Source organism: Rhizobium sp. EC-SD404, from assembly GCF_902498825.1.
GTDB lineage: Bacteria > Pseudomonadota > Alphaproteobacteria > Rhizobiales > Rhizobiaceae > Georhizobium.
This window is the reverse complement of sequence record NZ_LR701459.1, coordinates 459,235-484,149: the sequence shown is the minus strand read 5'-3', so window position 1 is coordinate 484,149 and position 24,915 is coordinate 459,235. Positions and strand designations below refer to the sequence as shown.

Sequence of the window (24,915 nt, the reverse complement as noted above, 5' to 3'; positions counted from 1 at the left end):
GACGGTCGAGCCCATCTGCTTCAGTAGAAGCAGCGGACCTCGGCTTCTATCTGCGACTGCCGCAAGGCATCGACCTTCACTTGGCTTGCCGGTGTCTCGCGGAAAATCATCATCTTCTCGCCGCCGCCCGGCACCTGCCGCATCCGCAGCACCGTTTCGGCAGCGCTGTAGTCGTCATAGGTCAACAGCGAAGAGACCACGTCGATGCTGCACGAACACTGCCGAAGTGCCTTGGCGGTCTGCCCGTTGGCCGCCATGCAACCGAGAACGTAATCGGCGACGACCTCAGTGGGATAGCCGTTCGCGGATTCAGCCCTGGGAACTGTGCCCGCAGCGCCAACGGCAAGCACCGCCATGAATAGTTGCCATCGTCGGATCATTGGACAAGCTCCCTGAACCGATATGTTTCCCGCAGACGGACACCACTGCCGTCCATTGCGGGCACTTCACTCGTGAGTTCGTAGACGCTGCCGGGCAGATCAGGCGACAGGCTGATCTGATAGAGCTTCTTGGCGAAATCCGGCATGCGGCTGGCCGCGTCCGCATCATCATACGGCATGAGGCTGATGGTTTCGACGGCAATCTCGTCGTCAGCAATTTCCGCTGTCCGTTCTTCCGCTTCGGCCGGCTGCGCAAGAATGTCGCGCAGGCGGCTGCGGAAGAACTGGGGCGAGCCGCCAGTGTTGCGGCTCATGAAATCCGCATCGCGCTGGAAGAACACGAGCAGCAGCGGGTTGATCGTCTCGGCCGTCGTCGAAACCGAAAGCGTTCGTGTCATGGGGAAGACGGCGATGTCGAAATCGAAGCCACCCTCGGCATCCGATTCCTCAAATTTCAGGCGGACCTCGTCCTTGAACGGTTCCTCGAGAATGTCGCCTTCGAGCGTGTAGTCGTAGACCAGCTCACCGGAGCCCTTCAGCCCGGCAAGGTGATTGGCACCGTAGACCCGCTCGCCGGCGGAACCTTCCACCAGTTCCGCTCGCGATCCGTCCAGCGCCAGTGACGGCGCGACAAAGGCGGTCGCGGTGAGACCCGCCGCCAGACAGCCGATCACCAAGTTTTGGATAAGTCGCCTCATTCTTTCACCATCTGCGAATAAATCGCCTGTCCGAGTGCGAAGGCGCGCTGGTCGAGCAAAACGGGCTGCTCGCAAAGATAGATGAGAGCGCGACGGCGCTCGTCGAAGACACGGATTTCCCAATCGAGCGTTGTCGGTGCACTGTCGGAACTGGCCGTGGCGGGCGCGTTCCCGGCCGCGGCAATGCGGCTCGACCGAATGTGTTCGGCGCGTTCCCGTTGGCTGCGCGCATAACGGCCGATCCCGGCAATGATCGAGGAGCGATCGCGATTGATCAGTTCGAGCGTTCGCCCGAACAGGGCGGTGAGTTGCTCGTTGCGCTCGCCTTCGGGCAGCTGCTCCGCGTAGGTGCCGACCATCGTGCGCGCCTCGTCGATCGGCAATCGGCGCACCGCAAGCTGCTCGGCCATCGCGCGGATATCATCATCACGCGCCCAGGAAGCCGGTTGCGGCTCCGGCCCCGCCCAGACCTGCGCCGTCGATATGCGGGGCACAAGGCGCTGGATGCACGGCCAGTCCGGGTTCGCACTATCGGCCGCTTGGGCTGCGATCGGAACAGTCACCAGGACTGCCAAACCGAGCGCAGCCAGAAGCGTCATTGAGCGGCGGCCAGCGCCGCCGCCTCGCTTTGGCATCTCGATGGTCCACGTCATGGGCACCTCCCGTGCTCAAGACAGAAAGACCGACGCGGCCTCACGGTTTGATCGCGATCCCCCAGGGAAAGCTCCCAACGGGGATGGACACCGTCGCAGTGTCCGTTGCCGTGTCGATCAGGGTGACGTCATTGCTGACGCCGTTCGAAGTATACAGCGTTGTCTCGTCCGGCGTGAGCTCCAACTGCCAGACCCGCTGGCCGACGAGAATGTAATCGAGCACCTCGTGCGTCTGCGCATCGATGATCGCAACGCGGTTCGATGGCCCAAGGGCCACATAGGCCTTGCTGCGATCCTCAAGGATCTTCACGCCGACCGGTTGCAGAGCCTCGGGCTCGACGCCCGGCACCTCGAACGAGATTTCGTGCATGACTTCCATCGCCACCGGATCGATCACGCTGACCGTGCCGCCGATTTCGGCCGTAACCCAGACTTCCGAGCCGTCCGAGGTGAACTCGGCGATGCGCGGCCGCTGACCGACAAGCACGTTGCCGACGATCTCGTAATTATCGGTATCGATGAAGTGGGCCATGTTCGTCGTTTCCGACGTGTTGACGACGATCTTCCCGTCCGGGCTGACGCCCATGCCCTCCGGCTCAACGCCGACCGGAATCTCGGCGATCATTTCGCGCGTTTCCAGATCGATCACGGTGACGAGGTTGTCGTCTTCGTTGGCAACGTAAAGCCGGTCGCCTTGCGGTGCGATGACGAGAAGTTCCGGGTCGGGTCCGGACGGCAAGGTATCGACGAGTTCCAACGTCTCGGTGTCCATAACCTCGATCGTGTTGTCGTCGCTGGCGCAGATGTAGAGAAACCGGTTGTCATGGCCGAGCGCGATGCCGCGAGGACGGTTGCCGACAGGAATTTCTTCGAGAACTTCCTGCGTTTCACCGTCGATCACGGAGATCGTGTTGCCTTGCTCGTTCGACACGAACACCGTCAATGCGTGCGCCGGCCAAATGCCGGCCACCAATCCCACACCCGCCGCGAGTGCCGCTACCTTGCCACGATACTTCATTGCCCACTTCCTCCCGTTGATATGCTTCGACGTCGCTTTCTCTATTGCAGTCGGCATTCGCTCTCCGGCTGGTCGTAGCCGAGGCTGTCCAGCGGTGTGCGTTCGTGCAGGAAACCCGGTTGGGGCGAAGCGGAGACAAGCACGCGCTTGTTCGCAATCAGCACGGGCTGTCGCATCTGCTGGTTCCAGTCGCGATAGCTGAGCCCTACACCTTTGAACCCACCGATCTCAAAATCCGCACTGCGTAGGAACGAGCGAATTTCTGCCACGTCGACACTGTTCAGCCGGGTAACGGCCTCGCCGATCGAGCGGACACCGAGCCAGGCGCCATAGTCGCGCTCTTCCATCCACCGATCCGCGACCTCTTCGAAGCGGCGCTGGATCTGGGTCGATCCCCATTGCTCTAGAACCCGGTGCCACGACATCGCGACCAGGCCATGTGTTCCGGCGACTGGACGGGCAGCATAGGTGTTGTACGGCAGGTACTCTCCGAACACCTCGTTTTCGTCGGCAACGACGAGCACGTCGTACTCGCCGCCTTCCTGGGTCGCCAATGGCATCTGATCCTGGATCTGGATATGGCCGCTGTCGGTGCGCCGAGAGATCGCCGAATAGGCGTAGTCGCTCTCGGCCACGACCTCAGCGCCGAATTTCTCGGCCGAACGACGAACCGCCTCGGCAAAGGCGACATCGTTTTCCTGCGTTCCCGACACGAGATAAAGCCGCGGCCAGCGCTTCCAGACGAGAAACTGCACCAGGGCGTCGGTCCGCATGGAGCGGCTCGGCGTCGTGTGGAACACGTGGTCGAAACACACATTGATGCGCAGGTCGTCGTCACCGACGCGACCGTTGAAAATCAGCGCTTCGCTGGCTTCCGGATGGTCGGCGATCGATTGCAGATCGTCACGCGGCAAGTCCGAGATGAACAGCGTCCGACCACTTTGCCGCTCTTCCTCGAACACGGCGACGATGTCTTCGTCAGCGGTCAAAACCCGCTCGACAAGAGAATACTCGTGTCCGAGAAATCCGCCTGTTGTTTTGTTATCGTCGAGAGCGAGCCGCGCGCCCCATACGCCCGGATCCTCCACGATGGGATCGACGAAGGACAATGGCAGACGTTCTTCCTGTTCCCGCGAAAGGAACACGATCTCCACGTCTACGGCCCTGGCTGCCGTGGTGGTGGCAAGTATAGCCAGCACAACGGTTGTGCAAAGTCGTATCAAATATCCTCCCGCCCGGCCCCCGCCGGTTTCTGTCGCTCCACTGGTCGGCGCTGAAACGCCTGATCTCCCAATGGCAATGTGACAAAGGGGCCGACACGTCGATATAGTGCTAAGGTACTACGCCAGTCTCCGACTGACGTTGGCGCATTCATGGCCAGTAAATCGACGTCTTCATTTCCCAGAAGTACTTAAGGACTATTTAGCCCATTATTGCCTCTGCCTACAATCGATTGGTCGCAAGCTGCCATCTTGCGTCGAGACAGCAAGAGGGGATCGGCATGAAAACGCGTGCGGCAGTCGCTTGGGCGGCGAACCAGCCTCTATCCATCGAGACGGTCGAGCTGGCCGGTCCGTCAGCAGGTGAAGTCCTGGTCGAGATCATGGCGACCGGCATCTGCCATACCGATGCCTACACCCTGTCGGGCCTCGATTCGGAAGGCAAGTTTCCGGCAATCCTCGGTCACGAGGGCGCGGGCATCGTGCGCGAAATCGGCGCCGGGGTCACATCCGTAAAAGTCGGGGACCACGTCATTCCGCTCTACACGCCGGAATGCCGCAACTGCAAAACGTGCCTCTCGCAGCGATCCAACCTCTGCACCGCGATCCGCTCGACGCAAGGCCAGGGCGTCATGCCGGATGGAACGAGCCGTTTCGCCTGCGACAGCGGTCCGGTCTTCCACTACATGGGCTGCTCGACCTTTTCCAATTTCACAGTTCTGCCGGAGATCGCAGTGGCGAAAGTGCGCGCCGACGCTCCCTTCGACAAGATCTGCTATATCGGCTGCGGCGTGACGACGGGCATCGGTGCCGTCATCTACACGGGCAAGGTTTGGCCGGGCGCAAATGTCGTCGTCTTCGGCCTGGGCGGCATCGGTCTCAACGTCATCCAAGGCGCGCGCATGGTGGGTGCCGACAAGATCATCGGCGTCGATCTCAATCCCGCAAAGGTCGAGATGGCGCGCAAATTCGGCATGACGGACTTCGTCAATCCCAACGATTTCGGCCAGGACAAGGTCGTGCAGGCGATCGTCGATCTGACGGATGGCGGCGCCGACTTTTCGTTCGACGCCACGGGCAACGTCAACGTCATGCGCCAGGCGCTGGAATGCTGCCATCGCGGGTGGGGGCAGTCGATCATCATCGGCGTGGCGGAAGCCGGCAAGGAGATTGCCACGCGGCCGTTCCAGCTTGTGACGGGACGCGTCTGGAAAGGCACCGCATTCGGCGGCGCGCGCGGCCGCACCGACGTGCCCAAGATCGTCGACTGGTACATGGAGGGCAAGATCAACATCGACGACCTGATCACCCACACGATGCCGCTCGAGGAGATCAACACGGCATTCGATCTCATGCACGAAGGCAAGTCGATCAGGAGCGTGGTGGTCTTCTGACGGTCGAGCCGACAGGGTCCGGACGAGGAAGTCTGCGATGGACGTCGATCAACGCCGAAGCCAGCCACTCGCCGCAGCTGACGCCGTTCGCCGCCAGCCTTTCCAGGAACTCTCTCGTGCGTCGTCCTTCGGCGGCCAGCAACTCGCGCTGATCCACGACAGCGCTGCCACGGGCACGCCGATGCGCGTCAGCGTATACCTGCCGCCCGCCATCGAACGCAGAGCCGTCCCGGTCGTTTATTTCCTCTCAGGCCTTACCTGTACCGACGAGAACTTCACCGTGAAGGCAGGCGCCCAGCGCATGGCCTCCGAACTGGGTCTGATGATCGTCGTGCCCGATACGAGCCCGCGTGGCGATGGCGTTCCGGACAACGATGACGATGGGCTCGGGCAAGGCGCCGGCTTCTACGTCGATTCCACCCAAGCCCCCTGGTCCGATCATTTCCAGATGTTCAGCTATGTCGCCGACGAGCTACCCCGGCTGATCGAAAGCGCATTTCCCGTCAGAAGTGGCAAATGCGGGATACTGGGGCACTCCATGGGCGGACACGGCGCCCTGATGATCGCCATGCGCCATCCCGAGCGCTACGGTTCCGTGTCGGCCTTTTCACCGATCGTTGCGCCGAGCGCAGTCCCATGGGGTCGAAAAGCGTTCGCCGCCTATCTCGGGCCCGACGAGGCCGCATGGCTTCCCTACGACGCCACGAGCCTCCTGCGCGCACGCGGTTTCCCGACCCAGATCCTCATCGATCAGGGAACCGACGACCCCTTCCTGCAGACGCAGCTACAGACCGAGCGCTTCATCGACGCGCTGAAGGATCGGGGCCAGTCGGCGAAAGTGCGGATGCAGGCAGGCTACGACCATTCCTATTTCTTCGTCGCGACGTTCATCGACGATCATCTGCGCCACCATGCGCATATCCTGCAGCAGGAACCAGCAGGGTGAACCGCTACTCCGGTCGCTTCAGCCACCCCTGCCCGCGGCAGGTCCGCCCCGTGCCGGCGTATAGCCGACGAGCGCCGCGATCCCGAACACCAGGAACGTCGCGACGACGATACCGAGCGCCATGAGGTTCGGTTCGCGATAGATCGTGAACCGGATGAGCTCCACCACATAGGTGAACGGATTGAGCAGGCACAGCTCGTAGATCGTGACGCTGCCTTCGCGCATGCGCCAGAGCGGATAAAGCGCCGACGACATGAAGAACATCGGGAAGATGAGGAAATTCATGACTCCCGCGAAATTCTCCAGCTGCTTGATCCATGACGACAGGAACATGCCGAGCGCACTCAGCGTCATGCCCGTCAGGATCAACACGGGAAACATCATGATCAGCCCGGCCACCGGCAACCGCGTGCCGAGCAGCATGGCGATGATGACGAACGCATACACCTGGATGATCGACACGAATGTTCCCGACAGCATGCGCGCCAGAAGCAGGTAGCTGCGCGGCAGCGGCGTCGACAAGAGCACCCGCATCGAACCCATCTCGCGATCGTAGACCATGGACAGCGAGTTCTGCATGCCGGCGAAAAGCTGGATCATCCCGATCAGCCCCGGCACAACATAGACGTCATAGGTGATGTAGGTCTTGTAGGGCGGGATGATGGAGAGGCCGAGCGCCGCCCGAAAGCCGGCAGCGAAAACGATCAGCCAGATCAGCGGTCGCACGAGCGCGGAAAAGAAGCGGCCCTTCTGCTGCACGAAGCGCAGCATTTCGCGCGAGAGGATCGCGAAGAATGCACGTCTCGCATGTCCGCTCTTCATGCGGCGCGGACCGCATCATGTGCCGTCATCCGGGTGAAGGCCTCGTCCAGATTGGCCGCACCGGCCGACGCGACGATGGCGTCTACTTGTCCAGCCGCGACGATCCGGCCCTTGTCGAGCACGATGACGTCGTCCTCGTCCGCCACCTCGTCGACCAGGTGCGTCGCCAGAAGAACCGTCATCCCCTCGTCTCGGGCAAGCTCGTGAACATGCTTGATGAGCCAACGCCGCGTCGCGATATCGAGCCCTGTGCTCGGTTCGTCGAGCAGCAGCAGGGCCGGATGATCGAGAAGCGCGCGGGCGACCTCAACGCGACGCCTTTGCCCGCCGCTCAGCTTGCGCACCTTGGTCTTGTTCAATCCCTCGAGTCCGATCGCCGCCAGAAGCATGTCGATCCGATCCTTCGCCTCATGCCGTGTCAGGCCGCGCAGCGCCGCGAAGTAGCGAAGGTTCTGGTCGATGGTGAGATCGAGTTCCAGCGTCTGCGCCTGGAAGACGATTCCGAGCGACGACAGCGCCGCCGACCGGTCACGCCGCAGCGGATGACCCGCGATCACGACTTCGCCTTCACGACAATCGAAGAGCCCGGTGATGAGGGAAAACAGCGTCGTCTTGCCGGCTCCGTTCGGGCCGAGAAGCGCAGTCACCTTGCCACGCGCGAGATCGAAGCTGATGTCGTTCAGCGCAGGCTTTTTGCCGTAGCTGTAGGAAAGGGTCTTGACCGAAAGTGCCGTCGGCCGCTCCGCCATTTCAATCATGCCTGCAGACCGCTCCTTCTCTACTGCTGTTCTTCGAAGAGCTGGTTGCGGATGAGGTAGCGCACGCCATGGCTCCAGCTTTCATCGGTATTGCCGCGGATGCTGGCATTGTACTTGCGCACGAGATTGCCCGTCTCGGCATCGTGGACCGACATGCTGAGACTGAGGATCAAGGTCGAGATCTTCTGCACGAAACCGGTGACGACCTGATCGGCACCCACTTCGCGCGCCAGCCGGCTTTCGCAGCCATTGCAGGTGCGCAGCTTCGGCATGGTGGCCAGCCGCTCCTGCATCGCATCCGTGTCGACCAGTTCGTAGCCGCCCTGGTCGCGATAGGCGTCGCGCAGCAAGTCGGTAATCATCTCCAGTCTTGCCGCTTCGGCCGGGTCGGCCCCGCGCACTTCACCCTCGAGGCTCGTATCGTACAGCTCAAACGTGAAGATCGCGAGCTTCTCGCCATCTGCGGACATGGCCGGAACGATCGACGCCAGCGAGACGACACATGCCAAGGCGATGCAAACGGAAATCGACCTCACGAGGCGGACCCCATGCGCAGCGGCCAGCTCTGCTCGAAGACATTGCCCTTCGTATCGACGGCCCGCGCCGTCAGTTCTCCATCGCCTTGCGGCTTGACGAAGAAATTGATGCTGGGGTTTTCGCTGATCGAAATATCACCCTCAAACGTCAGTATTGACTTACCATCAACCGACACATCCAGACTTTGCACGTAGTGCGACGGGATCCAGAGTTGCGTGACCTGGTCGGTCTGCAGCCCGCTGAAATTGGGATGGCTGATCATCAGCTGGATTTCTGAGGGCTTGTCGACTTGCCAGTCGCCGATCTGGCGCATGCGCATGTCGCCAAGCCGCGCCATCGCCTGGGCGTTGTTCTTCGTTGCCGGAGCAGCGCAGCCGCCGGATGCCTTGACGAAGGTCTCCGCCATGTAGAGCTGCCCATCGTCCATTTCGGCGATTGCCCGGATGTTGGAATAGGCATTGACGCGAACGCGCGTGGAGATGTCGGCGATGCCGTTGTCGCGGGACAGATGGAACGTGCCGGCAACCGGCGCCGGGTTTTCGTCGATCACGATCGTCAACGACTTGATGTAGCGTTCGTCGTCCGGGCCGATGAGCGATTTGATGCTGATCGGCACGAGCGCCGCGTCCTGGGCGCGATCGGGCGCCTCGATTTCCAGCAAGGCGCTGCCGTCGTGGATGGTGCGCTCATCGCCGTAAAGCTGGGTCCGTATCTCGCTCCAAGCCTGGCTATCCTGCGCCGACGCCGGATGCCCCGCCGGTATCACCAGGATCACCAGCAAAAGAAACCACGCCGAGACCGCGAAGCGAAGGGATGTTGAAGGTCTCATCATTCCCACTCCAGTTCCGCATAAGCTGTGATGATGTTGCGCCCGTGCCCCTCGTCCCGCAATAGCCAATTCGGCCCAGCGAGATCGCCGAGTTCTGCAACGGCCTCGGTCATGTCCAGACCCTCTGCGATCGCCGAGCGCACACCGTCTCGCAGCGAGACGAGGTAGGCCTTCTGCCGGTCGATCGCCCCGCGCCCGAATCCAGGCGCGCCATGGCCTGGTATTATTTGGGAAACATCGCCCGGCATCAGGTCGTCCATCGCCTCGATCCAGCCATTGAGGCTGCCGTCGACGATGGGTATTCGGTCCACGAAAAGCAGGTCGCCCGCCCACAACATGCCGGTCCGGGTGTCGAAGACGGTCAGGTCGTTGTCCGTATGAGCGGCCGGCCACGCCTTGAGCACGATCTTTCGGCCACCGAGATCGATTTCCGCGGTGTCGTCGACGAGAAGACTGGGCTGCACGACCCGTGTGTCGGCACCATCCAGCGACAGCGTTCTGATCTGCTCCAGATAATAATCGCCGCGCTCGGAGAGCGCCCCGGGCAGCCGATGATGGCCGACGAAAACGGGTGCTGCGTCTTTGAAGGCTCCATGTCCGAAACAGTGATCGAGATGGACATGCGTTGCGATCACGTGGCTTACCGGCTTGTCCGTCACGCGGCGCACCGAAGCCATCAGCGATACACCTTGCGCATACGTCGTGCCGGTGTCGACGACCGCAACGCTGTCCTCGCCGACGATGAAGCCGATATTCGCGATCGCCCCGTGATTTTCCGCGGTCATCGCTTCCTGGAGGCCGTAGCGCACATGGATCCCGTCCTCGATTTCGCGAAACGGAAGATCGGCTTGGCGGGCGAGCGCAGTGCCGCTCGACGGACAGCAGCCGGAAAAGAACGCAAGCATCGCGGAGCGACAGACGAACTGCCGGCGGGTGGGATCACCGCCGCGTACCGCCTGCCCGATCACGCCGTTGAAGCTGCTGATCTGTGGCCGGCGATGTCGTTGCGCCGCCATCAATGGATCGATGCGGATGTCAGATTCGGACGCCATGGCCGTACGCTTGCCAGCGCACCATCGTCCTCGGCCCACCCCGTCACCCCGTCGGGAAACCAGGTCACGTCGGTGAACCCATATTCCACCGCGCGCTTGGCGGCATTCCAGGACATCCAGCAATCGCGCTCGCAAAAGAAGACGAGGCCCTTCTCGGCCTCGCCTCCTACCAATTCCTCGAGCTTCGTCCGGAACGCCGCATCCTCGCCGGGCTGCAGCTTCCCGTAGCCCATATTGGCGAGCCAGTGCGCACCTGGAATCGATTCCCGCTCAGGCTCACGCCAAACACTGTCATCCGGCCGGTCGTCAGGCAACGGCGGCGCCGGCATCACGTCGATCAACGCGACGTCGTCGGACGCAACAAGCACGCGCATAGCAGCGATATCGACCGTTCGCGCACCCGTGACGCCATCGGGCACCGGCGCGCGATAATTCTCCATACGGTAGGGCTGGGCTTCTGTGGTTGCCTGCGCATTGAGAGGCTGACCGTCCCCTTCGCTCCCGCTATCGGTGCGTTGCTGAGGAGCATCCTGACGCTCGGCGCCACCTGCATCATCGGTCCTCTCCGCCGGATCTGCGGCGGCGGGCAGCGTCATCGGAATGATCAGCTTGCCGGCATTGTCGAGGAGTGGCACGCCGTATGACTGCAGGATCGCGTCGATGTCGGCCTTGTGCTCCATCAGGATCGCGTTGAGCTGATCCTTCCAGTCATTCTCGCCGTGGCGGATGCCCATCGAGATCCGGTAGTCGACGCGCTCCGTGCCGCGTGCGGCGTCGAGCGGTTCCATCACGAGGTTCGGATCGATCTGCTGGATCCAATAGCCGGCAAGCGGTCCCCACACCAGCGCCGCATCGGTATCGCCATCAGCCACATCCTGCACCATGTCTCTGGCCGGCTTGTCGATCCGCGTATCGACGATCAGCGGATAGTGCTTGGACTGGTCGAGATGGCCATAACGGGCCGCGGTGGTCGCGCCCGGCGTTCCCGGCTGGATGCCGATCCGCAGGCTGTCGAAGGCCGGATCATCCAGATTGCCGGAGGTCAGCGCCAGATCCGCCTTGTGCACGATCATGTAGGCAGCGCGGTAATAGGGGTTGGTGTTCTGCATCAACTCGTTGGTGGTCGCCACGCCGATGACGAGATCGCAGCGCGACGCTCCGAGCGTCATGCGCACGAACCCCACCGTCTGCGGAAACCAGGTGTATTCGATCGGAACACCGAGTTCGTCTGCGATCAACTCCGCGATCTTGTTTTCGAATCCCTCGCCTTTGTCGTTGGAATACGGAAGATTCCCCGGGTCGGCGCACACCCTCAGTTGGGTCCGGTCGACGATCTCGCCCAGCAGCGAGCGGTTGAATTCGCCGCCTCCCTGCTGGGCGCCGATCGATCCCATCCCGCCCGGCGTGGTGTCGGCGGCGGTTTGCGCCTGCGCTCCAATCTGCCCGAGACCCATCGATGCCATCACGAAAGTGAGCGCAAGAACGAGCGAAGAGCGATGGAGCCGGCCGGTCATTGGTTCGCCTGCCATTCCTGGAAGACCGGATCGTTTTCCGGATCGATGCGATCGGGACGACCACGCCCCACGGCGTCGTCGGCACGCGCCTTCAGGTAGGCGTAGATGTGGTCGATGTAGAGCATGACATCGACGTTGTCGCCGAAGGCGGGCATGACCGAGTTGCCGCTGGCGCCGCTGGAAGTGCGGCCATTGGCAACGGTCGCGGCAAAATCCGCGTAGGACATGTCCTTGAGCGATTTGACCAAAGCCGGCGCGAACGTGCTGCCCATGGCATCCGGACCGTGACAGGTGTGGCAGGTGTTATGGTACCGGCGGAAGCCATTGTAGGTTCCGTAATCCACTTTCCCATCCTCGACGGTATAAGGCTTGTCTTCCCAATCGACCGTCTCTTCCTGGGCCTGGGCGGGAGCAAGGGATGCGGCTGTGAAAAGCAGCATCGCACCGCAAAGGCCGGTGGCGGCCGACATCAGATATTTCATAAGGATCTCCTCGAGATGGTCTTTTTGAACGCCGCCCGGTGGCGCTGGCCGTCGGGAAGGACGTCTTTCAATTGGCTTCGCGGCCCGGTGCGTGACCGGGCCGCGCGATGTTCAGGAACGATCCGGGGCTTCGCCCGCCATCATTCGCTCGGGATGCTGAACACCGTCAGCTGGCCGCCAAGCTGGGTGTAATCGGACAGCGACTGATATGCGCCCACTGCACCCAGACCGTCGGTACCTTCCGTCAGGCCGGCGGCGAGACCGATGCCGGCCCAGCCACCGATGCCTGAGAGCACGGCCACATACTGCTTGCCGTCATGCTCGTAGGTGTTGACGTTGCCGATGATCCCGGATGGCGTCTTGAAGCGGTAGAGTTCTTCACCCGTCTCCATGTCCACAGCCTTCAGATAGCCTTCGAGCGTGCCGTAGAACACGATGTCGCCAGCCGTGGCCAAGGCACCCGACCAGACGGAGAAGGGCTCTTCGACCGACCAGACGATCTCGCCGGCAGCGGCATCCCAGGCAATGAAGTTGCCCATGCCACCGTGGCTGTCAGGGGCAGGATACATGGAGAGCGTCGCGCCGACATAAGGCTGACCTGCAGTGTAGGAGACCTGGAAGGGCTCGTAGTCCATGCAGACGTGGTTCGTCGGAATGTAGAAGAGTCCCGTTTCCGGCGAGTAGGCGGAAGGCTGTTGATCCTTCGTGCCGAGAGCGGCGGGGCAGATGCCCTCCGAGTTCACGTCAACACCGTTCTGCGCAGTGGAGTACTCCGCAACGACCTGCGGCCGACCGTACTGCTCATCGTCTTCGTTCATGACGACTTCCGTCGCCCAGTTGACCGCGGGATCGTACTTCGCCGCGACAAGCAGCTCGCCCGTCTCGCGATCGAGGGTATAGGCAAAGCCGTTACGGTCGGGGTGGAAGAGAACCTTGCGTTCCTCACCGTCGATTTCCATGTCGACGAGGATGTTTTCGTTGACGCCGTCATAGTCCCACTCGTCGTGGGGCGTCATCTGGTAAACCCACTTCGCGACGCCGGTATCGAGGTCACGGGCGAAGATCGTCATGGACCAGCGGTTGTCGCCGGGGCGCTGCGCAGGGTTCCATGTGCCGGGGTTGCCCGAGCCGTAATAGACAAGGTTGAGTTCCGGGTCATAGGAGACCCAACCCCAAACGGTGCCGCCGCCGAGCTGCCACTGGTCACCTTCCCAGGTGTCGACGCTCGAGTTTTCGCCGACTGGCTCGCCCAGATGGGTGGTGTTTTCCGGATCGAGAAGGATCTGGTCGTCCGGTCCGACGGAATAGGCGCGCCAGTCCTGCTCGCCCGTTTCCAGATTGTAGGCGGTCATGTGACCCTGGACGCCGAACTCACCACCGGAATTGCCGACCAGCACCTTGTCACCGGCAATGAGCGGAGACATCGTCCCGGTTTCACCTTTGGACGGATCGCCGTTCTGTACCTTCCAGAGCTCCTCGCCGGTCTGGGCATCGAGCGCAACGACGTTGGTGTCCGCCTGATGGAGGATGATTTTGCCATCGGCATAGGCGACGCCACGGTTGACCGTGTCGCAGCACATGACCGGGATGACGTTCGGGTCCTGCTCGGGCTCGTAGCGCCAGATGATCCGACCACTGTCGTTCAGGTCGAGCGCGAAGACCTTGTTGGGGAACGGCGTGTGAATGTACATCACGCCATCGATGACGAGCGGGCCACCTTCATGGCCGCGCAGGACGCCGGTGGAGAAAGACCACGCAACCTGTAGATCGCCGACGTTGTCCTTGTTGATTTCCTCCAGTTCGCTGTAGCGCGTGGCGGAGTAATTGCCGAGCTGCATCACCCAGTTCTTGGCATTCTGCTGCATCTCGACAAGTTCGTCGTTCGCAGTGGCAAGCGATGTCGTGGCGGCAAAAGCCAGCACCGAACACGCCGCCATCAATCCGGATTTCTTCATCTCCATCCCCATCTGATCGTCCTCCCGTCACGCCTCACGCCAGCTGCAAAAGCGCTGCCGCGGACCCTGGCACCCTGGCCAGGCTCGGCGCAGTCTGGAAATTCTGGATGGGGCCCTCGGCTGTGTCGATAGAACGTTAGTACTGCGAAGTACTGGACCTTATTAAACAACTGGATTGTGCAGTGCATTATTAGGAAATTGCACTGCACGCGACACGGTCTGCCAAGGCGGCGAATTTGATCGTGTCGTTTGTTGGCAGATCGTAAGTACTATTGTTGCTGATGGGCACGGATGGAAAATTCGGATCAGGATCATCGTGTTTATGTTTCGCATTGCTCCGTTGTCCGCAGCACTGCGACAGCGATCACTTGCGGAATTTCTAGAACAAGCCGGCATCTATGTGTCGTCTGCCGGCCCTAGTGATTGGGCCGTCTCAGCTTGACCCACTGCAACTCTTTGAGGAGATCGACAGATGGCCATACTCGCCCGAGGCGGATGCCGTTGCGACAGCAATCCCGTGCGGTTCGAATACAACAAGGAACCGGCAGAGGTTCATTTCTGCCTTTGCACCGATTGCACGGATACGTGCGGCGGCGCGCTGGCGCTGATTTCGGTGGTTGAGCGCAGTGCGTTCACAATCACGGCCGGCGAAGACAAGATCCGCAACATCGACACCAAGCCAACCTGCCACAGGCGCTATTGTGCCGAATGCGGCTGCCATATGTTTCTTTATGTCGACGCCTTCCCGGACCATCTGCTGATCCACATTCCCACCATCGACCGTGACACGGATGTCGGCGGTAAGCCCGATCGCTGGGTCTTCGTCAATTCCAAGCACCCGATGGTGACGATTCCCGATGATGGCCTCCCGCGCCATGCCGGATGGGCCGGAAGCGGAGATCCCGTACAGGCTGCATGAGGCTGCAGATGAGCCAGTTTGCCGAAGGCCTGTTGGAGGATCGGCTTTCGGCAAGCGCTTTGACTATGCGGCAAAGAAGCCTGCTGGTGCCGCCGTTCGTGGAGGGCACGATGCTAAGACTGACAATTGTAGCAAGCGCTGTGCTTGGATTTTGCATGGCCACGCTCGTCGGAGCAGAGGCCGAGGCGGCGGAACGCGTTCGCGTCGGCCTTCTGGAATACGGCACCGTGAGTTGGGAATTCGACGTCATCGAGCGACACGGCCTCGACGAAGCTGCAGGCCTGTCGATCGAGACGTTGAACCTGGCGAGCAACCAGGCGACCACGGTCGCGCTGCAGGCAGGCGAAGTCGACGTGATCGTCTCGGACTGGCTCTGGGTTTCGAGACAGCGCGCCAATGGCCGCACCTATACGTTCGTTCCGTTTTCCTCGTCCGTCGGCGCCGTGATGGTGCCGGGAGTTTCCGATATCCAAGACTTCGGTGATCTGCGCGGACGCAAGATTGCAATCGCCGGCGGTCCGCTGGACAAGGGCTGGCTTTTGCTGCGCGGCTATGCGGAACGTGAATTCGGCTTCGATCTCGCGGCGGAGACCGAACAGGTCTTCGGTGCGCCGCCGTTGCTGACCGAAGTCGCGAGGCGCGGCGAGGTCGATGCGATCCTCAACTACTGGCATTACGGCGCACGTCTGGAGGCGGAAGGCTTCCGCCGCCTCGTCGATTCCAACGAAGCCGGCATCGCGCTTGGGGCCGAAGGTGCCATTTCGGCGATCGGCTACGTCTTCGACGAGCAATGGGCGAACGACAACCTGGAAACGATGACGGCGTTCTTCGAGACGACCGAAAAGGCGAAATCCATCCTGGCGACGTCCGATGAAGAATGGGACGATCTGCGGCCACTGACGGGTGCGCCGGACGATGCGACGCTCATTGTACTGCGTGACAGATTTCGCGACGGCATTCCCGATCGTCCGCTGGATGCGGAACTGGCCGACACCCAACTGATCTACCGCATCCTCGCCGAAATCGGCGGTCGCGAGTTGGTCGGGCCGGCGGAGGAAATGGCACCCGGCACCTTCTGGACCGCTTTGGTCGACGGATCGTGACGTGATGCGGCAAGCACCGCTCAGACTGATCTCCATCGGCGGCTTTCTGATCGTCTGGGCCCTCGCCGCCTATCTCGCCGACAGCCCTGAAGTCCCGACGCCCTTTGCCGTCTTCCAGACCTTTGCGCGCGAGCTAACGGAAGGCTCGCTGCTTTTCCATCTCAGCGCTACGCTCATGCGCGTCGCAGCGGCCTTCTGCCTTGCCATGGCCATCGGCACTGCGATCGGCATCCTCATGGGCCAGAGCAGGACCGCCGATCGGCTGCTCGATCCTTGGGTCATTCTCATGATCAACATGCCGGCGCTCGTGGTGATCGTGCTCTGCTACATCTGGATCGGCTTGACGGAAGTCGCCGCCATTCTCGCGGTAGCCCTGAACAAGATCCCGAATGTCGTGATCACGGTGCGCGAAGGAGCCCGCGCGCTGGACCGGAAGCTCGCCGAGATGGCCCGCGTCTTCCGATTCTCCCGCATGGCGACGCTGCGCCACGTGGTGCTGCCGCAGATGCAGCCCTTCATCGCCGCAGCCGGGCGCTCGGGCCTGTCGCTCATCTGGAAGATCGTTCTCGTCGTGGAGTTCCTCGGCCGTTCCAACGGCGTCGGCTTCCAGATCCACCTTTATTTCCAGTTGTTCGATGTCGCCGCGGTTCTCGCCTATGCTCTCGCCTTCATCATCGTCATGCTCGCAATCGAATTCATCGTGGTACAGCCTCTTGAACACCATCTCACGCGCTGGCGGCCCAAGCTCGTTTGACGTCCTGATCCGATCCAAGAGCTTCAGGTCGGCAGACGGCAGTCAGAGCGACATCATCGCCGACCTCGCCTTCAGTCTGGCGCCTGCGACATTCACATGCATGATCGGACCCTCCGGCTGCGGCAAGACCACCACGCTGCGAATCCTGCTCGGGCTCGAGACCGATTACGATGGCGAGATCGCGCTCCCCTCCAGCGAGACACGCATCTCCGCGGTCTTTCAGGAACCGCGCCTCCTACCTTGGCGCACGGTCGATCAGAATATCCGGCTCGCGCAGGCTGGCGGCCATGGCCTCGACCTCGAGCCGCTTTATCAGATCCTCGGTCTGGAAGGTCTTGCGGATCGCTATCCGGGAGAGTTGTCGCTTGGCATGGAACGCCGCGTGGCGCTGGCACGGGCCTTCGCGGTCATGCCGGACATCCTGCTGCTCGATGAGCCCTTCGTTTCCCTGGATGAACACACGGCAGATCGTCTGCGCGAACTGCTTGTCGATCTGGCGCGGCTTCATCGCGTCACGGTATTGATGGTCACGCACAATGTGCGCGAGGCGGTGCGGCTGGCGGATCGTCTCCTGTTGATGAACGGCCGTCCGGCTCGTATCGCCGCGGAGATTGCAGTGCCGCTTCCGCCGCAGGAACGCCGTGGCCCTACCTTCGATCGCGTTCTGTCGGATCTGGAAGATCGGTACCCCGAGATCATCCGCGCCTGACGAGCAGCAGGATCGCGGGTTTCTGTCTCCTTGAACGAAAAAGAGCGCAGGCTTTTCAGCCCACGCTCCTTCCCTGTACTTGCCCGGCGAACTTGTTCTCAAGCGCGTCCGAGCCGATAGAATTCCTAGAACAGGACGGGTTCGTCACCATCCGCCGGTGCGTAGCGGTTGATTTCCATACCGCAACTGACTTCGATAAACTTCGGTGCACGCCAGGTCATGTTTCCTCCGATCCAGTGAACGTGGACTGCCACGTTGGCAGAAGCTATTCCACCATTACGCCAAGTACATTGCAATGGCGCCCGCCCTCCCTGCCATAGTACCTTCGTACCTGATCGGAATGCGCAAACAACGTGGATGCTGCATTGCAATAAAAACCTCTCGGAGGGCGGTGGATACTAAAGGACCTGTTTGCCTCGCTCCTCCTTGTTGCTAGGGAGGGGATGATGCGGTTTGCGCTGCATCGCGGAGGAGGATCTTGCAAGAAACCAACAATGTCCGTGCACTCGTTCTGGGAGCGGCAGCCGGCGGCGGCCTGCCGCAGTGGAACTGTGGCTGTTCGAACTGCCGTGAGGCACGCGACCCGAACGGCGCGCTCACACCGCAGACGCAATCGTCGCTGGCCGTAACCGCCAACGGGCGCGACTGGTCGCTTCTCAACGCCTCCCCCGACATCAGATCGCAGATCGAAGCCAATCCGGCGCTGCATCCCCGCTCGCTGAGAGACACGCCTATTGCAAGCGTGCTCGTCACGAATGGCGATATCGACCATATCGCCGGTCTTCTGATCCTGCGTGAAAAGCAGCCATTTCGGCTGTTCACCACGGCGGCCATCGGAGACATCCTGGCGGCAAACCCCGTGTTCGAGGTGCTCGACCCGAACTGCGTCGAGCGCATCACGATCGCCTTGGATCAGCCCTTCGCGTTGGTCGACGGCATGGAGGCGACGCTCTTTGCCGTCCCCGGCAAACTGCCTCTCTTCATGGAAGGCGAGAATCCGGACACGGCTCTCGAAGGCGAGCAGACCGTCGGAGTCGAACTGACGGCATCGGGCAAGCGGATCTACTACATCCCCGGCTGCGGTCGCCTGACCGACCGGTTGGCCGCGCGCATCAGAGGCGCGGATCTGGTCTTCTTCGATGGCACGGTCTTTCACGACGACGAGATGGCGCGCGCCGGCACCGGCCTCAAGACGGGCCGTCGCATGGGGCACATGCCGATGTCCGGCGAGGGTGGCAGCATCGAAGCCTTGAAGGACCTCGCCATCGGGCGCACCATCTATGTGCATATCAACAATACCAATCCCGTGTGGCAGCACGGCCCCGAACGACGCGCCGCCGAACAGGCGGGTCATGAAATCGGGCATGACGGGATGGAGGTTCAACTGACATGACGGCTCAGTCGCGAGAAGCTTTCGAGGCGCGTCTTCGCGTCATCGGCGAGACCCGCTACCACGACAAGCATCCGTTTCATGGCCTTCTTCATGGCGGCCAATGCACGATGACGCAGGTGCGCGCCTGGGTGATCAACCGCTATTACTACCAGAGCCGCATTCCCATGAAGGATGCAGCCTTTCTCTCGCGCTGCACGGATCCCGATCTGCGCCGCGCGTGGCGCTCCCGCATCGAAGATCACGACGGCGGCGTAGCCGAAGGGGGAGGCATCCGGCGCTGGCTGAAACTCGCAGAAGCCGTTGGCCTCGATCCGGATTATGTCGCCTCGACCGATGGCGTGCTCCCCGCCACACGCTTCGCCGTCGACGCTTACGTCGCCTTCGTGCGCGACAAGCCGATGCTGGAAGCCGTCGCCGCATCGCTGACCGAGTTGTTCGCGCCGAGGATCCATAGCCAGCGGATCGCCGGCCTTCTCGAACACTACGCCTTCGCCGACGATGCGGCGCTTTCCTATTTTCGAACCCGTTTGAACGAGGCGCCCAAGGATGTCGCGTTCGGTCTCGCTTACGTGCTCGACCACGCCGATACGCTCGAAAAGCAGGATGCGGCCGCAGCGGCACTGACCTTCAAGACGGACGTCCTCTGGTCGCAGCTCGACGCGCTGCATTCGGCCTATGTCGCCCCGGCGCGCATCCCCCCCGGTGGTTGGGATGGGGAAACGGGCGTTCGGGAAAGCTCCGAATTTCAGGGAGCCGCCCAATGAACGGCGAAGCATCCGCCGCCACGATCGACGGGACAACGGTCGCGCGACTGGCGCGCGGTGTCAGGCTGCGCGACGATGCGGTGCGTGGCCAGCAAGTGCTGCTCGCGCCGGAACGCGCCATGGCGCTGGACGACATCGCGGTGAAGATCGTCCAGGCGCTCGACGGAGTCCGGTCGATCGACGCCATCACCGATGCCTTTGCGGCTGAATTCGGCGCGCCGCGCGACCAGATCGTCGGAGACGTCACTGCCTTCGTGCAGGAACTCTCCGATCGGCGAATGCTGGAGATCATCTGATGACAGCCACCCAGACTCGTGAACGGATGACCGCGACGACCGAAGCACCCCGCATTCCGCCGCCGATGGCGCTCCTGGCCGAACTGACGCATCGCTGCCCACTGGCCTGTCCCTATTGTTCCAATCCGCTCGAACTGACGGGCCTGCGCGAAGAATTGACGACCGAGGAATGGATCCGCGTTTTCGCAGAAGCCGCCACACTCGGCATCTTGCACCTGCATCTTTCAGGGGGCGAGCCCGCGTCGAGACGCGATCTCGTCGAACTGACCAAAGCGGCAGTCGATCTCGGCCTCTATACCAATCTCATCACCTCCGGCGTCGGCCTGACCGAAGCGCGGGTCCAGCAATTGTCGGACGCAGGTCTCGACCATGTGCAATTGTCGCTGCAGGGCGCCAACGCCGCCATGGCGGATCATGTCGGCGGTTACCGGGGCGGCTATGAGCGCAAGATGGCCGTTGCCGGCTGGGTCGGGCAGGCCGGCATTCCGCTCACCGTCAATGCGGTCTGCCATAAGCAGAACATGGACCAGCTCGACGAAATGCTGGATCTCGCGGTTCAACTGGGTGCCCGACGCATCGAGATCGCGACGGTGCAATTCCACGGCTGGGCCGAGCGCAACCGCCAAGCCCTGATGCCGACGCAGGAACAGGTGGTGCGCACCAACGCAACTGTTGCCGCCGCGCGCGAACGGTTGAAGGGCGTTCTCGTCATCGACTACGTCCCCGCCGATCACCATTCCACATACCCCAAGGCCTGCATGGGCGGCTGGGGCCGCATCGGCCTCAATGTCGAACCGTCCGGCAAGGTGCTCCCCTGCCATGCTGCATCCACCATCCCGTCGCTCCGCTTCGACAATGTGCGCGAACGTCCCTTGGCCGATATCTGGTATCGCGGAGAGGCCTTCAACGCATTTCGCGGCGACGCCTGGATGCAGGAGCCATGCCGCTCTTGCGAACGCAAGCACGTCGATTTCGGCGGCTGCCGATGCCAGGCGATGGCGCTCGCCGGCGATGCGACGGCAACCGACCCGGTCTGTATCCGCTCCCCCTTACGCGAAATTCTGACAGCGGCAGCCGCCAGCGACGGCGCCGCCACGCCCGGCGACTTCGTCTACCGACGATGACGTGACTTAACGGACGCGCCAGCAAACATGTTCGGCGCCCATGCGTTGGTCACCGACTTCGGAATGTTTTGTCGTTCGAAGCAATATTTCTGAAGTTCGGCTACTGATCGACTGGTTTGCGTTCTACTTGCAGCCATGTTACCCAGCCCAAGAACAATCTAATTCGATGATCGAAATAAAACGCGGCTTGTAAAAGCCGGGCTGGGAGATCGTATGACTGAAGCAAACCCCGACAAGGGCTATGTCGCCATCCTTGGTTGGAGCCTCAAGGCCATTGAGGCAATCGCGAAATTCGACCGCCGTTATATCGTCGTCGCGCCATACTGGGCGGAAGAATACGCGACCGCCAACGATATACCATTCATCAAATGGGACTTCGAAAGGCTCAACGACCGTTCGCATGAAATTGCGCAAACGCTGAAGGATATGGGCGTCGACGTCGCCATTCCGCTGTTTGAGGAAACGGTCGAGTGGGCCGGCGCGATCAATTCCGTTCTGCTGGGAAATCCGCGCCTTCTTGGGCAGTCGATGCTGTTTCGCGATAAATCGCTGATGAAGCGTCGCGCTCAACTCGGTGGTATCCGAGTGGGCATCTTCGAGGAGGCGATGGACCGGTCGGATGTCATCCGGTTCCTGAAGCGCGTCAACCAGACGTTGCTCAAACTCGAAGGCGACGTCAATGACCCGATCCACATGAAGGCCTTCGATAAGGCAGGCTGTCTCGGGCACCGCGTAATCAGGACGGCCGACGACGTCGATGCGATTTCGGACGACGAGTTTCCAGCGCTGCTGGAATCACATTTGGACGGCTGGGAATTCGCTGTTGAAGCGTGGATCAAGGACCGGAAAATTCAGTTTCTCAATATCTCCGAGTACGTGACGCTCGGCTATTCGGTGTTCGTACCCGCCACTCCAGAACTGGAAAAATGGCGCGGGCGTATCACGGAGCAGATCGAAAAGCTGATCGAAGTCTTCGATATCGATTTCGGCTTCATCCATCCGGAATACTTCGTGACGAACGACGGCACTCTCTACTTTGGCGAGGTCGCCTATCGCCCACCAGGATTCAATGCTTTCGAACTGATGGAGCGAGCCTATGGCTTCAACGCTTATCAGGCTCTGGTCCTCGCCTTCGATCCGAAGTCGACGCAGGAAGAATTGGACGCCTTTTTCCCCGAGCCTGTGGTCGGCGCGAAGGGACATGCAGGCTGTTTCGGTGTCTATCCGCGTCGGCGGGTTGTGAGTGAGCTGCAGATACCCGAAGAAACCGAAAACCACAGCTATTTCGAGTTTCACGAGCTGGCGCCGCCGATGGAGCAGAAAGTCACCAAGCGCACGGCGTTCGGAACGCATTGGGGGCTGGTCTACTTCTTCGGCAACGACGCACACCAAATGCGAGACTTGCTGAAACGCCAGGAAGATCTGGACTTTTATGTCTAGCCCATGCCCCGGCCGTTGGTGACAACCGCCATGAATCGAGATTGAGCTCTGTGGCATGCTGGAAGTGCAATCTACAGGGTAGAACCGGCAAGCCACAGGCACGGGACGTTGCATGAACCATTTGAATACGACACGGCGGTCGCTCGAAGAAATTACCGAACAGTTCGACCGCATGCTCGGACAATTGGAGGATGCATCGCGCTTCGCCAAGGCCAATTACCAAGGTCGACTGCTCGACGTCGCTCGACGGATAATGGCGCACGACGGCGGGCTGACCGTTCTGCGTGACAGAGCGGTCCGTGCCGATGATGCGGGCCTGTTTGCCGGTTCCGATTGGGATCATCCGGCATCGCTGTTGCCCGGTCTGGTCGGTGGAACCTTGAGCAACGGACCCGTGCAAACCAAGATGCTGGAGTGCATGAGCCTCCTGCGCTTTGCCGCCATCGCCGATGGATCCCATGAGAATTCCGAGGTGACACCCAAGGCGGCGTCGGAATTTCTGGCCAAGGTGCTGGCGCTCAACCTCGCCCGCATTTTTGGGGCAAGTGACGAGGCCAGCCGGAACTCGGCCGGATCGCTCGACCCCGCGATCAACCGTCTTTTCTCCGCATTGCTCGAAACCGTCGGGCCGATGACCATCCAGGAAAAGCTCGTCGACGAAGTGCATCGCGTGCTGGCCCAGCGGCCAGTGCAGATCGGGCACATCAAAGGGATGATCTCCCAGATCGCAGCAACTGGCTCTGACGCCAGCTTTCCCCGATCGCACCTGTCCGAGCGGGCGAAAGGGCTCGTCGAGGCCCTGTTCTCGCCCGCTCCTCTCTGTGCCGACGACCCCGGCCTAAGCGTCTACACGGACCGCCTTTCCGCAGCGGATGACAAAACGCTGAAGCTGGAGGCCGAAACGCTCGCCAAGCGCATGCACGAAACCGGTCTCGTGTCCGACTACCATCCCGTATTCGTCCGCTGGACGGTCGACTGTGAGAGAGACCAGCTTCTGGCCACGTCACTCGGATTGAGCAGCACAGGGCTTGATGCGATGCGATGCTACTCGGCGCTGGTTCATGCGCTGATCCGCACCGCCATGTTCCCGGAGACCGCGCAGGCGGTACTTGGCCTGGCACTCATGCTCGAACGTGGGATCCTCTACGCTCCACCGGTCGCCCCATCGCTCTGGCGGACGCTTGACCTGACTCCGTGCGAGCCTGTTCAGCGACTGGTGTCCGGAAGCTTCGGCCGGGGTATCGAGCCGAAGGCACATCTCGTGGCTGGCCTTCTGCAGGTGCTTGGTCTGCCGCTTGGAATAGGTCAGGGCAACAATCCGACCTGCCAGTCAGCAAGAGCCTTGTCGCTCTGGGCGTTGAACGACCCGGATTATCTGCTTCACATCGTGGCTCAAGCGGCGCTGCACGACAACCTCATCATGCATTTCGAAGGTCAACGGATCGAGAGCAGCACGCTTGGGGATGGCCTCGTCACGACCTCCGTTCTGGATGCCGACCCGATATCGGCAATCCTCGTTCCTCATCTGGACAGAATCTACGCGGAAATGGGTCGCCGTTGCGAAGATCGCGACGCCGACCCGCACCGCTGGATCAATCCCGAACTCCATGGCTGGTGGGTAGGCCGCAACTTTCATATCGCAGTCGACATCACCAGCGGACTCCTCACAGGGCACCAGGATTTCGTCAGGCGATTCTGTGCGGCCTATCACCCGGCATGGAACGGCAATCAGCAGATTATTCACCCTCAGCCGGTCGGAATTGCTGCGACGACCAATGCGGGCGCGTTTGTCGGATGGCACGCCATAAGTCTGATCAGAACCGCACTGGATCAAGATGGGGTGATGCGGGTCTATTTCTATAACCCGAACAATGACAGCGGCCAGGATTGGGGAAACGGCACTGTCGTATCGACCGAAGGGCATGGAGAGCGCTATGGAGAAGCGTCACTGCCTTTCGAGCAGTTCGCAGCTCATGTCTACATCTTCCACGACGACCCGATTTCAAGCGGCGACTGCGCTGAGGTGCCTGAAAGCCTGGTGGACGAGATCGTCGCTTTGACCGCCATTGGCTGGGGGATATCCCGCCAGCCAGGATGACGGAGCGCCACGATGCTCGCCGCTCACCGGCTTCACTTGGATCGTAGCTCGGTCGAT

Annotated in this window: 26 protein-coding genes; 12 read left to right on the top strand and 14 right to left on the bottom strand. The window is 61.4% G+C overall.

Translation table 11 applies throughout. From position 1 onward, the window contains the following. Positions 1-20 precede the first annotated feature (20 nt). Genes GC125_RS03350 through GC125_RS03330 form a run of 5 tightly spaced genes read right to left on the bottom strand, consistent with a single transcriptional unit; the run spans position 21 to position 3,903 of the window. A complete protein-coding gene (locus GC125_RS03350; RefSeq protein WP_199864419.1) occupies positions 21-356 on the bottom strand; it encodes a hypothetical protein in 336 nt (111 codons plus the stop codon). Between the two features lie 20 nt (positions 357-376). Next, complete coding sequence (locus GC125_RS03345; protein WP_151984034.1) at positions 377-1,078, bottom strand: hypothetical protein; 702 nt, start codon at positions 1,076-1,078, stop codon at positions 377-379. Beyond that, positions 1,075-1,731 carry a hypothetical protein gene (locus GC125_RS03340; RefSeq protein ID WP_151984033.1) on the bottom strand — a complete coding sequence of 219 codons (657 nt, stop codon included), beginning with the start codon at positions 1,729-1,731 and terminating at the stop codon, positions 1,075-1,077. Before GC125_RS03340 ends, GC125_RS03345 begins: the two co-directional genes overlap by 4 nt. 40 nt (positions 1,732-1,771) lie before the next feature. Beyond that, a complete protein-coding gene (locus GC125_RS03335; RefSeq protein WP_151984032.1) occupies positions 1,772-2,749 on the bottom strand; it encodes a PQQ-dependent catabolism-associated beta-propeller protein in 978 nt (325 codons plus the stop codon). Positions 2,750-2,790: 41 nt separating this feature from the next. After that, on the bottom strand, positions 2,791-3,903 hold the full coding sequence (locus GC125_RS03330; RefSeq protein ID WP_199864418.1) for a lanthanide ABC transporter ABC transporter substrate-binding protein PedA1: 1,113 nt from the start codon (positions 3,901-3,903) through the stop codon (positions 2,791-2,793). Between the two features lie 347 nt (positions 3,904-4,250). Between GC125_RS03330 and GC125_RS03325 the strand changes: the two genes are divergently transcribed. Continuing rightward, positions 4,251-5,363, top strand: a complete 1,113-nt coding sequence (locus GC125_RS03325; protein WP_151984030.1) for an S-(hydroxymethyl)glutathione dehydrogenase/class III alcohol dehydrogenase — start codon at positions 4,251-4,253, stop codon at positions 5,361-5,363. 37 nt (positions 5,364-5,400) lie between these two features. Further along, positions 5,401-6,309 (top strand): S-formylglutathione hydrolase, encoded by a 909-nt coding sequence (fghA, locus tag GC125_RS03320; RefSeq protein ID WP_151984029.1) that lies wholly within the window; start codon positions 5,401-5,403, stop codon positions 6,307-6,309. Positions 6,310-6,327: 18 nt separating this feature from the next. Here fghA and GC125_RS03315 read toward each other — a convergent pair whose 3' ends face one another. From GC125_RS03315 to GC125_RS03280, 8 genes are all read right to left on the bottom strand, one after another. Then, positions 6,328-7,131, bottom strand: coding sequence for a lanthanide ABC transporter permease protein PedC (locus GC125_RS03315; protein WP_151984028.1), 804 nt, complete (start codon positions 7,129-7,131; stop codon positions 6,328-6,330). Continuing rightward, a complete protein-coding gene (locus GC125_RS03310) occupies positions 7,128-7,889 on the bottom strand; it encodes a lanthanide ABC transporter ATP-binding protein PedB/LutE (protein WP_199864417.1) in 762 nt (253 codons plus the stop codon). The genes GC125_RS03315 and GC125_RS03310 overlap by 4 nt, the downstream gene beginning before the upstream one ends. A 20-nt stretch (positions 7,890-7,909) precedes the next feature. Then, positions 7,910-8,425: a DUF3280 domain-containing protein gene (locus GC125_RS03305; protein ID WP_151984027.1), complete on the bottom strand. Its 516-nt coding sequence runs from the start codon at positions 8,423-8,425 to the stop codon at positions 7,910-7,912. Continuing rightward, the gene (locus tag GC125_RS03300) at positions 8,422-9,258 is read right to left on the bottom strand and encodes a quinoprotein dehydrogenase-associated SoxYZ-like carrier (RefSeq protein ID WP_151984026.1); all 837 of its coding nucleotides are present in this window, start codon (positions 9,256-9,258) and stop codon (positions 8,422-8,424) included. The genes GC125_RS03305 and GC125_RS03300 overlap by 4 nt, the downstream gene beginning before the upstream one ends. After that, entirely contained in the window at positions 9,255-10,307 is a 1,053-nt protein-coding gene (locus GC125_RS03295) for a quinoprotein relay system zinc metallohydrolase 2 (RefSeq protein ID WP_151984025.1), read from the bottom strand. The genes GC125_RS03300 and GC125_RS03295 overlap by 4 nt, the downstream gene beginning before the upstream one ends. Beyond that, positions 10,271-11,821 carry a quinoprotein dehydrogenase-associated putative ABC transporter substrate-binding protein gene (locus tag GC125_RS03290; protein WP_199864416.1) on the bottom strand — a complete coding sequence of 517 codons (1,551 nt, stop codon included), beginning with the start codon at positions 11,819-11,821 and terminating at the stop codon, positions 10,271-10,273. The genes GC125_RS03295 and GC125_RS03290 overlap by 37 nt, the downstream gene beginning before the upstream one ends. Beyond that, a complete protein-coding gene (locus GC125_RS03285) occupies positions 11,818-12,303 on the bottom strand; it encodes a c-type cytochrome (protein ID WP_151984023.1) in 486 nt (161 codons plus the stop codon). Before GC125_RS03285 ends, GC125_RS03290 begins: the two co-directional genes overlap by 4 nt. A 140-nt stretch (positions 12,304-12,443) precedes the next feature. After that, positions 12,444-14,240 (bottom strand): methanol/ethanol family PQQ-dependent dehydrogenase, encoded by a 1,797-nt coding sequence (locus GC125_RS03280; protein WP_502706081.1) that lies wholly within the window; start codon positions 14,238-14,240, stop codon positions 12,444-12,446. 490 nt (positions 14,241-14,730) lie between these two features. Between GC125_RS03280 and GC125_RS03275 the strand changes: the two genes are divergently transcribed. From GC125_RS03275 to GC125_RS03260, 4 genes are read left to right on the top strand one after another with little or no spacing between them, the layout of a single operon-like run. Then, positions 14,731-15,177 carry a GFA family protein gene (locus tag GC125_RS03275; protein WP_151984022.1) on the top strand — a complete coding sequence of 149 codons (447 nt, stop codon included), beginning with the start codon at positions 14,731-14,733 and terminating at the stop codon, positions 15,175-15,177. An 8-nt stretch (positions 15,178-15,185) separates the two neighbouring features. Further along, positions 15,186-16,280, top strand: a complete 1,095-nt coding sequence (locus GC125_RS03270; protein WP_286165345.1) for an ABC transporter substrate-binding protein — start codon at positions 15,186-15,188, stop codon at positions 16,278-16,280. A 4-nt stretch (positions 16,281-16,284) separates the two neighbouring features. Then, a complete protein-coding gene (locus GC125_RS03265; RefSeq protein ID WP_151984021.1) occupies positions 16,285-17,034 on the top strand; it encodes an ABC transporter permease in 750 nt (249 codons plus the stop codon). Next, complete coding sequence (locus GC125_RS03260; RefSeq protein ID WP_502706032.1) at positions 16,994-17,743, top strand: ABC transporter ATP-binding protein; 750 nt, start codon at positions 16,994-16,996, stop codon at positions 17,741-17,743. The genes GC125_RS03265 and GC125_RS03260 overlap by 41 nt, the downstream gene beginning before the upstream one ends. 125 nt (positions 17,744-17,868) lie before the next feature. Here the strand turns inward: GC125_RS03260 and pqqA are convergent, their stop codons facing one another. Further along, positions 17,869-17,964: a pyrroloquinoline quinone precursor peptide PqqA gene (gene pqqA, locus GC125_RS03255; RefSeq protein ID WP_126007877.1), complete on the bottom strand. Its 96-nt coding sequence runs from the start codon at positions 17,962-17,964 to the stop codon at positions 17,869-17,871. A gap of 257 nt (positions 17,965-18,221) precedes the next feature. On the opposite strand from pqqA, the gene pqqB reads away from it, so the two are divergent. From pqqB to GC125_RS03225, 6 genes are all read left to right on the top strand, one after another. After that, positions 18,222-19,136 carry a pyrroloquinoline quinone biosynthesis protein PqqB gene (pqqB, locus tag GC125_RS03250; protein ID WP_151984019.1) on the top strand — a complete coding sequence of 305 codons (915 nt, stop codon included), beginning with the start codon at positions 18,222-18,224 and terminating at the stop codon, positions 19,134-19,136. Next, positions 19,133-19,900, top strand: coding sequence for a pyrroloquinoline-quinone synthase PqqC (gene pqqC, locus GC125_RS03245; RefSeq protein WP_151984018.1), 768 nt, complete (start codon positions 19,133-19,135; stop codon positions 19,898-19,900). The genes pqqB and pqqC overlap by 4 nt, the downstream gene beginning before the upstream one ends. Further along, entirely contained in the window at positions 19,897-20,196 is a 300-nt protein-coding gene (gene pqqD / locus GC125_RS03240; protein ID WP_151984017.1) for a pyrroloquinoline quinone biosynthesis peptide chaperone PqqD, read from the top strand. The genes pqqC and pqqD overlap by 4 nt, the downstream gene beginning before the upstream one ends. Then, positions 20,196-21,320: a pyrroloquinoline quinone biosynthesis protein PqqE gene (gene pqqE / locus GC125_RS03235; protein WP_286165344.1), complete on the top strand. Its 1,125-nt coding sequence runs from the start codon at positions 20,196-20,198 to the stop codon at positions 21,318-21,320. The genes pqqD and pqqE overlap by 1 nt, the downstream gene beginning before the upstream one ends. Before the next feature lie 213 nt (positions 21,321-21,533). Continuing rightward, the gene (locus GC125_RS03230) at positions 21,534-22,760 is read left to right on the top strand and encodes an ATP-grasp domain-containing protein (protein ID WP_151984016.1); all 1,227 of its coding nucleotides are present in this window, start codon (positions 21,534-21,536) and stop codon (positions 22,758-22,760) included. A 112-nt stretch (positions 22,761-22,872) separates the two neighbouring features. Continuing rightward, positions 22,873-24,858 carry a hypothetical protein gene (locus GC125_RS03225; RefSeq protein WP_151984015.1) on the top strand — a complete coding sequence of 662 codons (1,986 nt, stop codon included), beginning with the start codon at positions 22,873-22,875 and terminating at the stop codon, positions 24,856-24,858. The last annotated feature ends 57 nt before the right edge of the window (positions 24,859-24,915 follow it).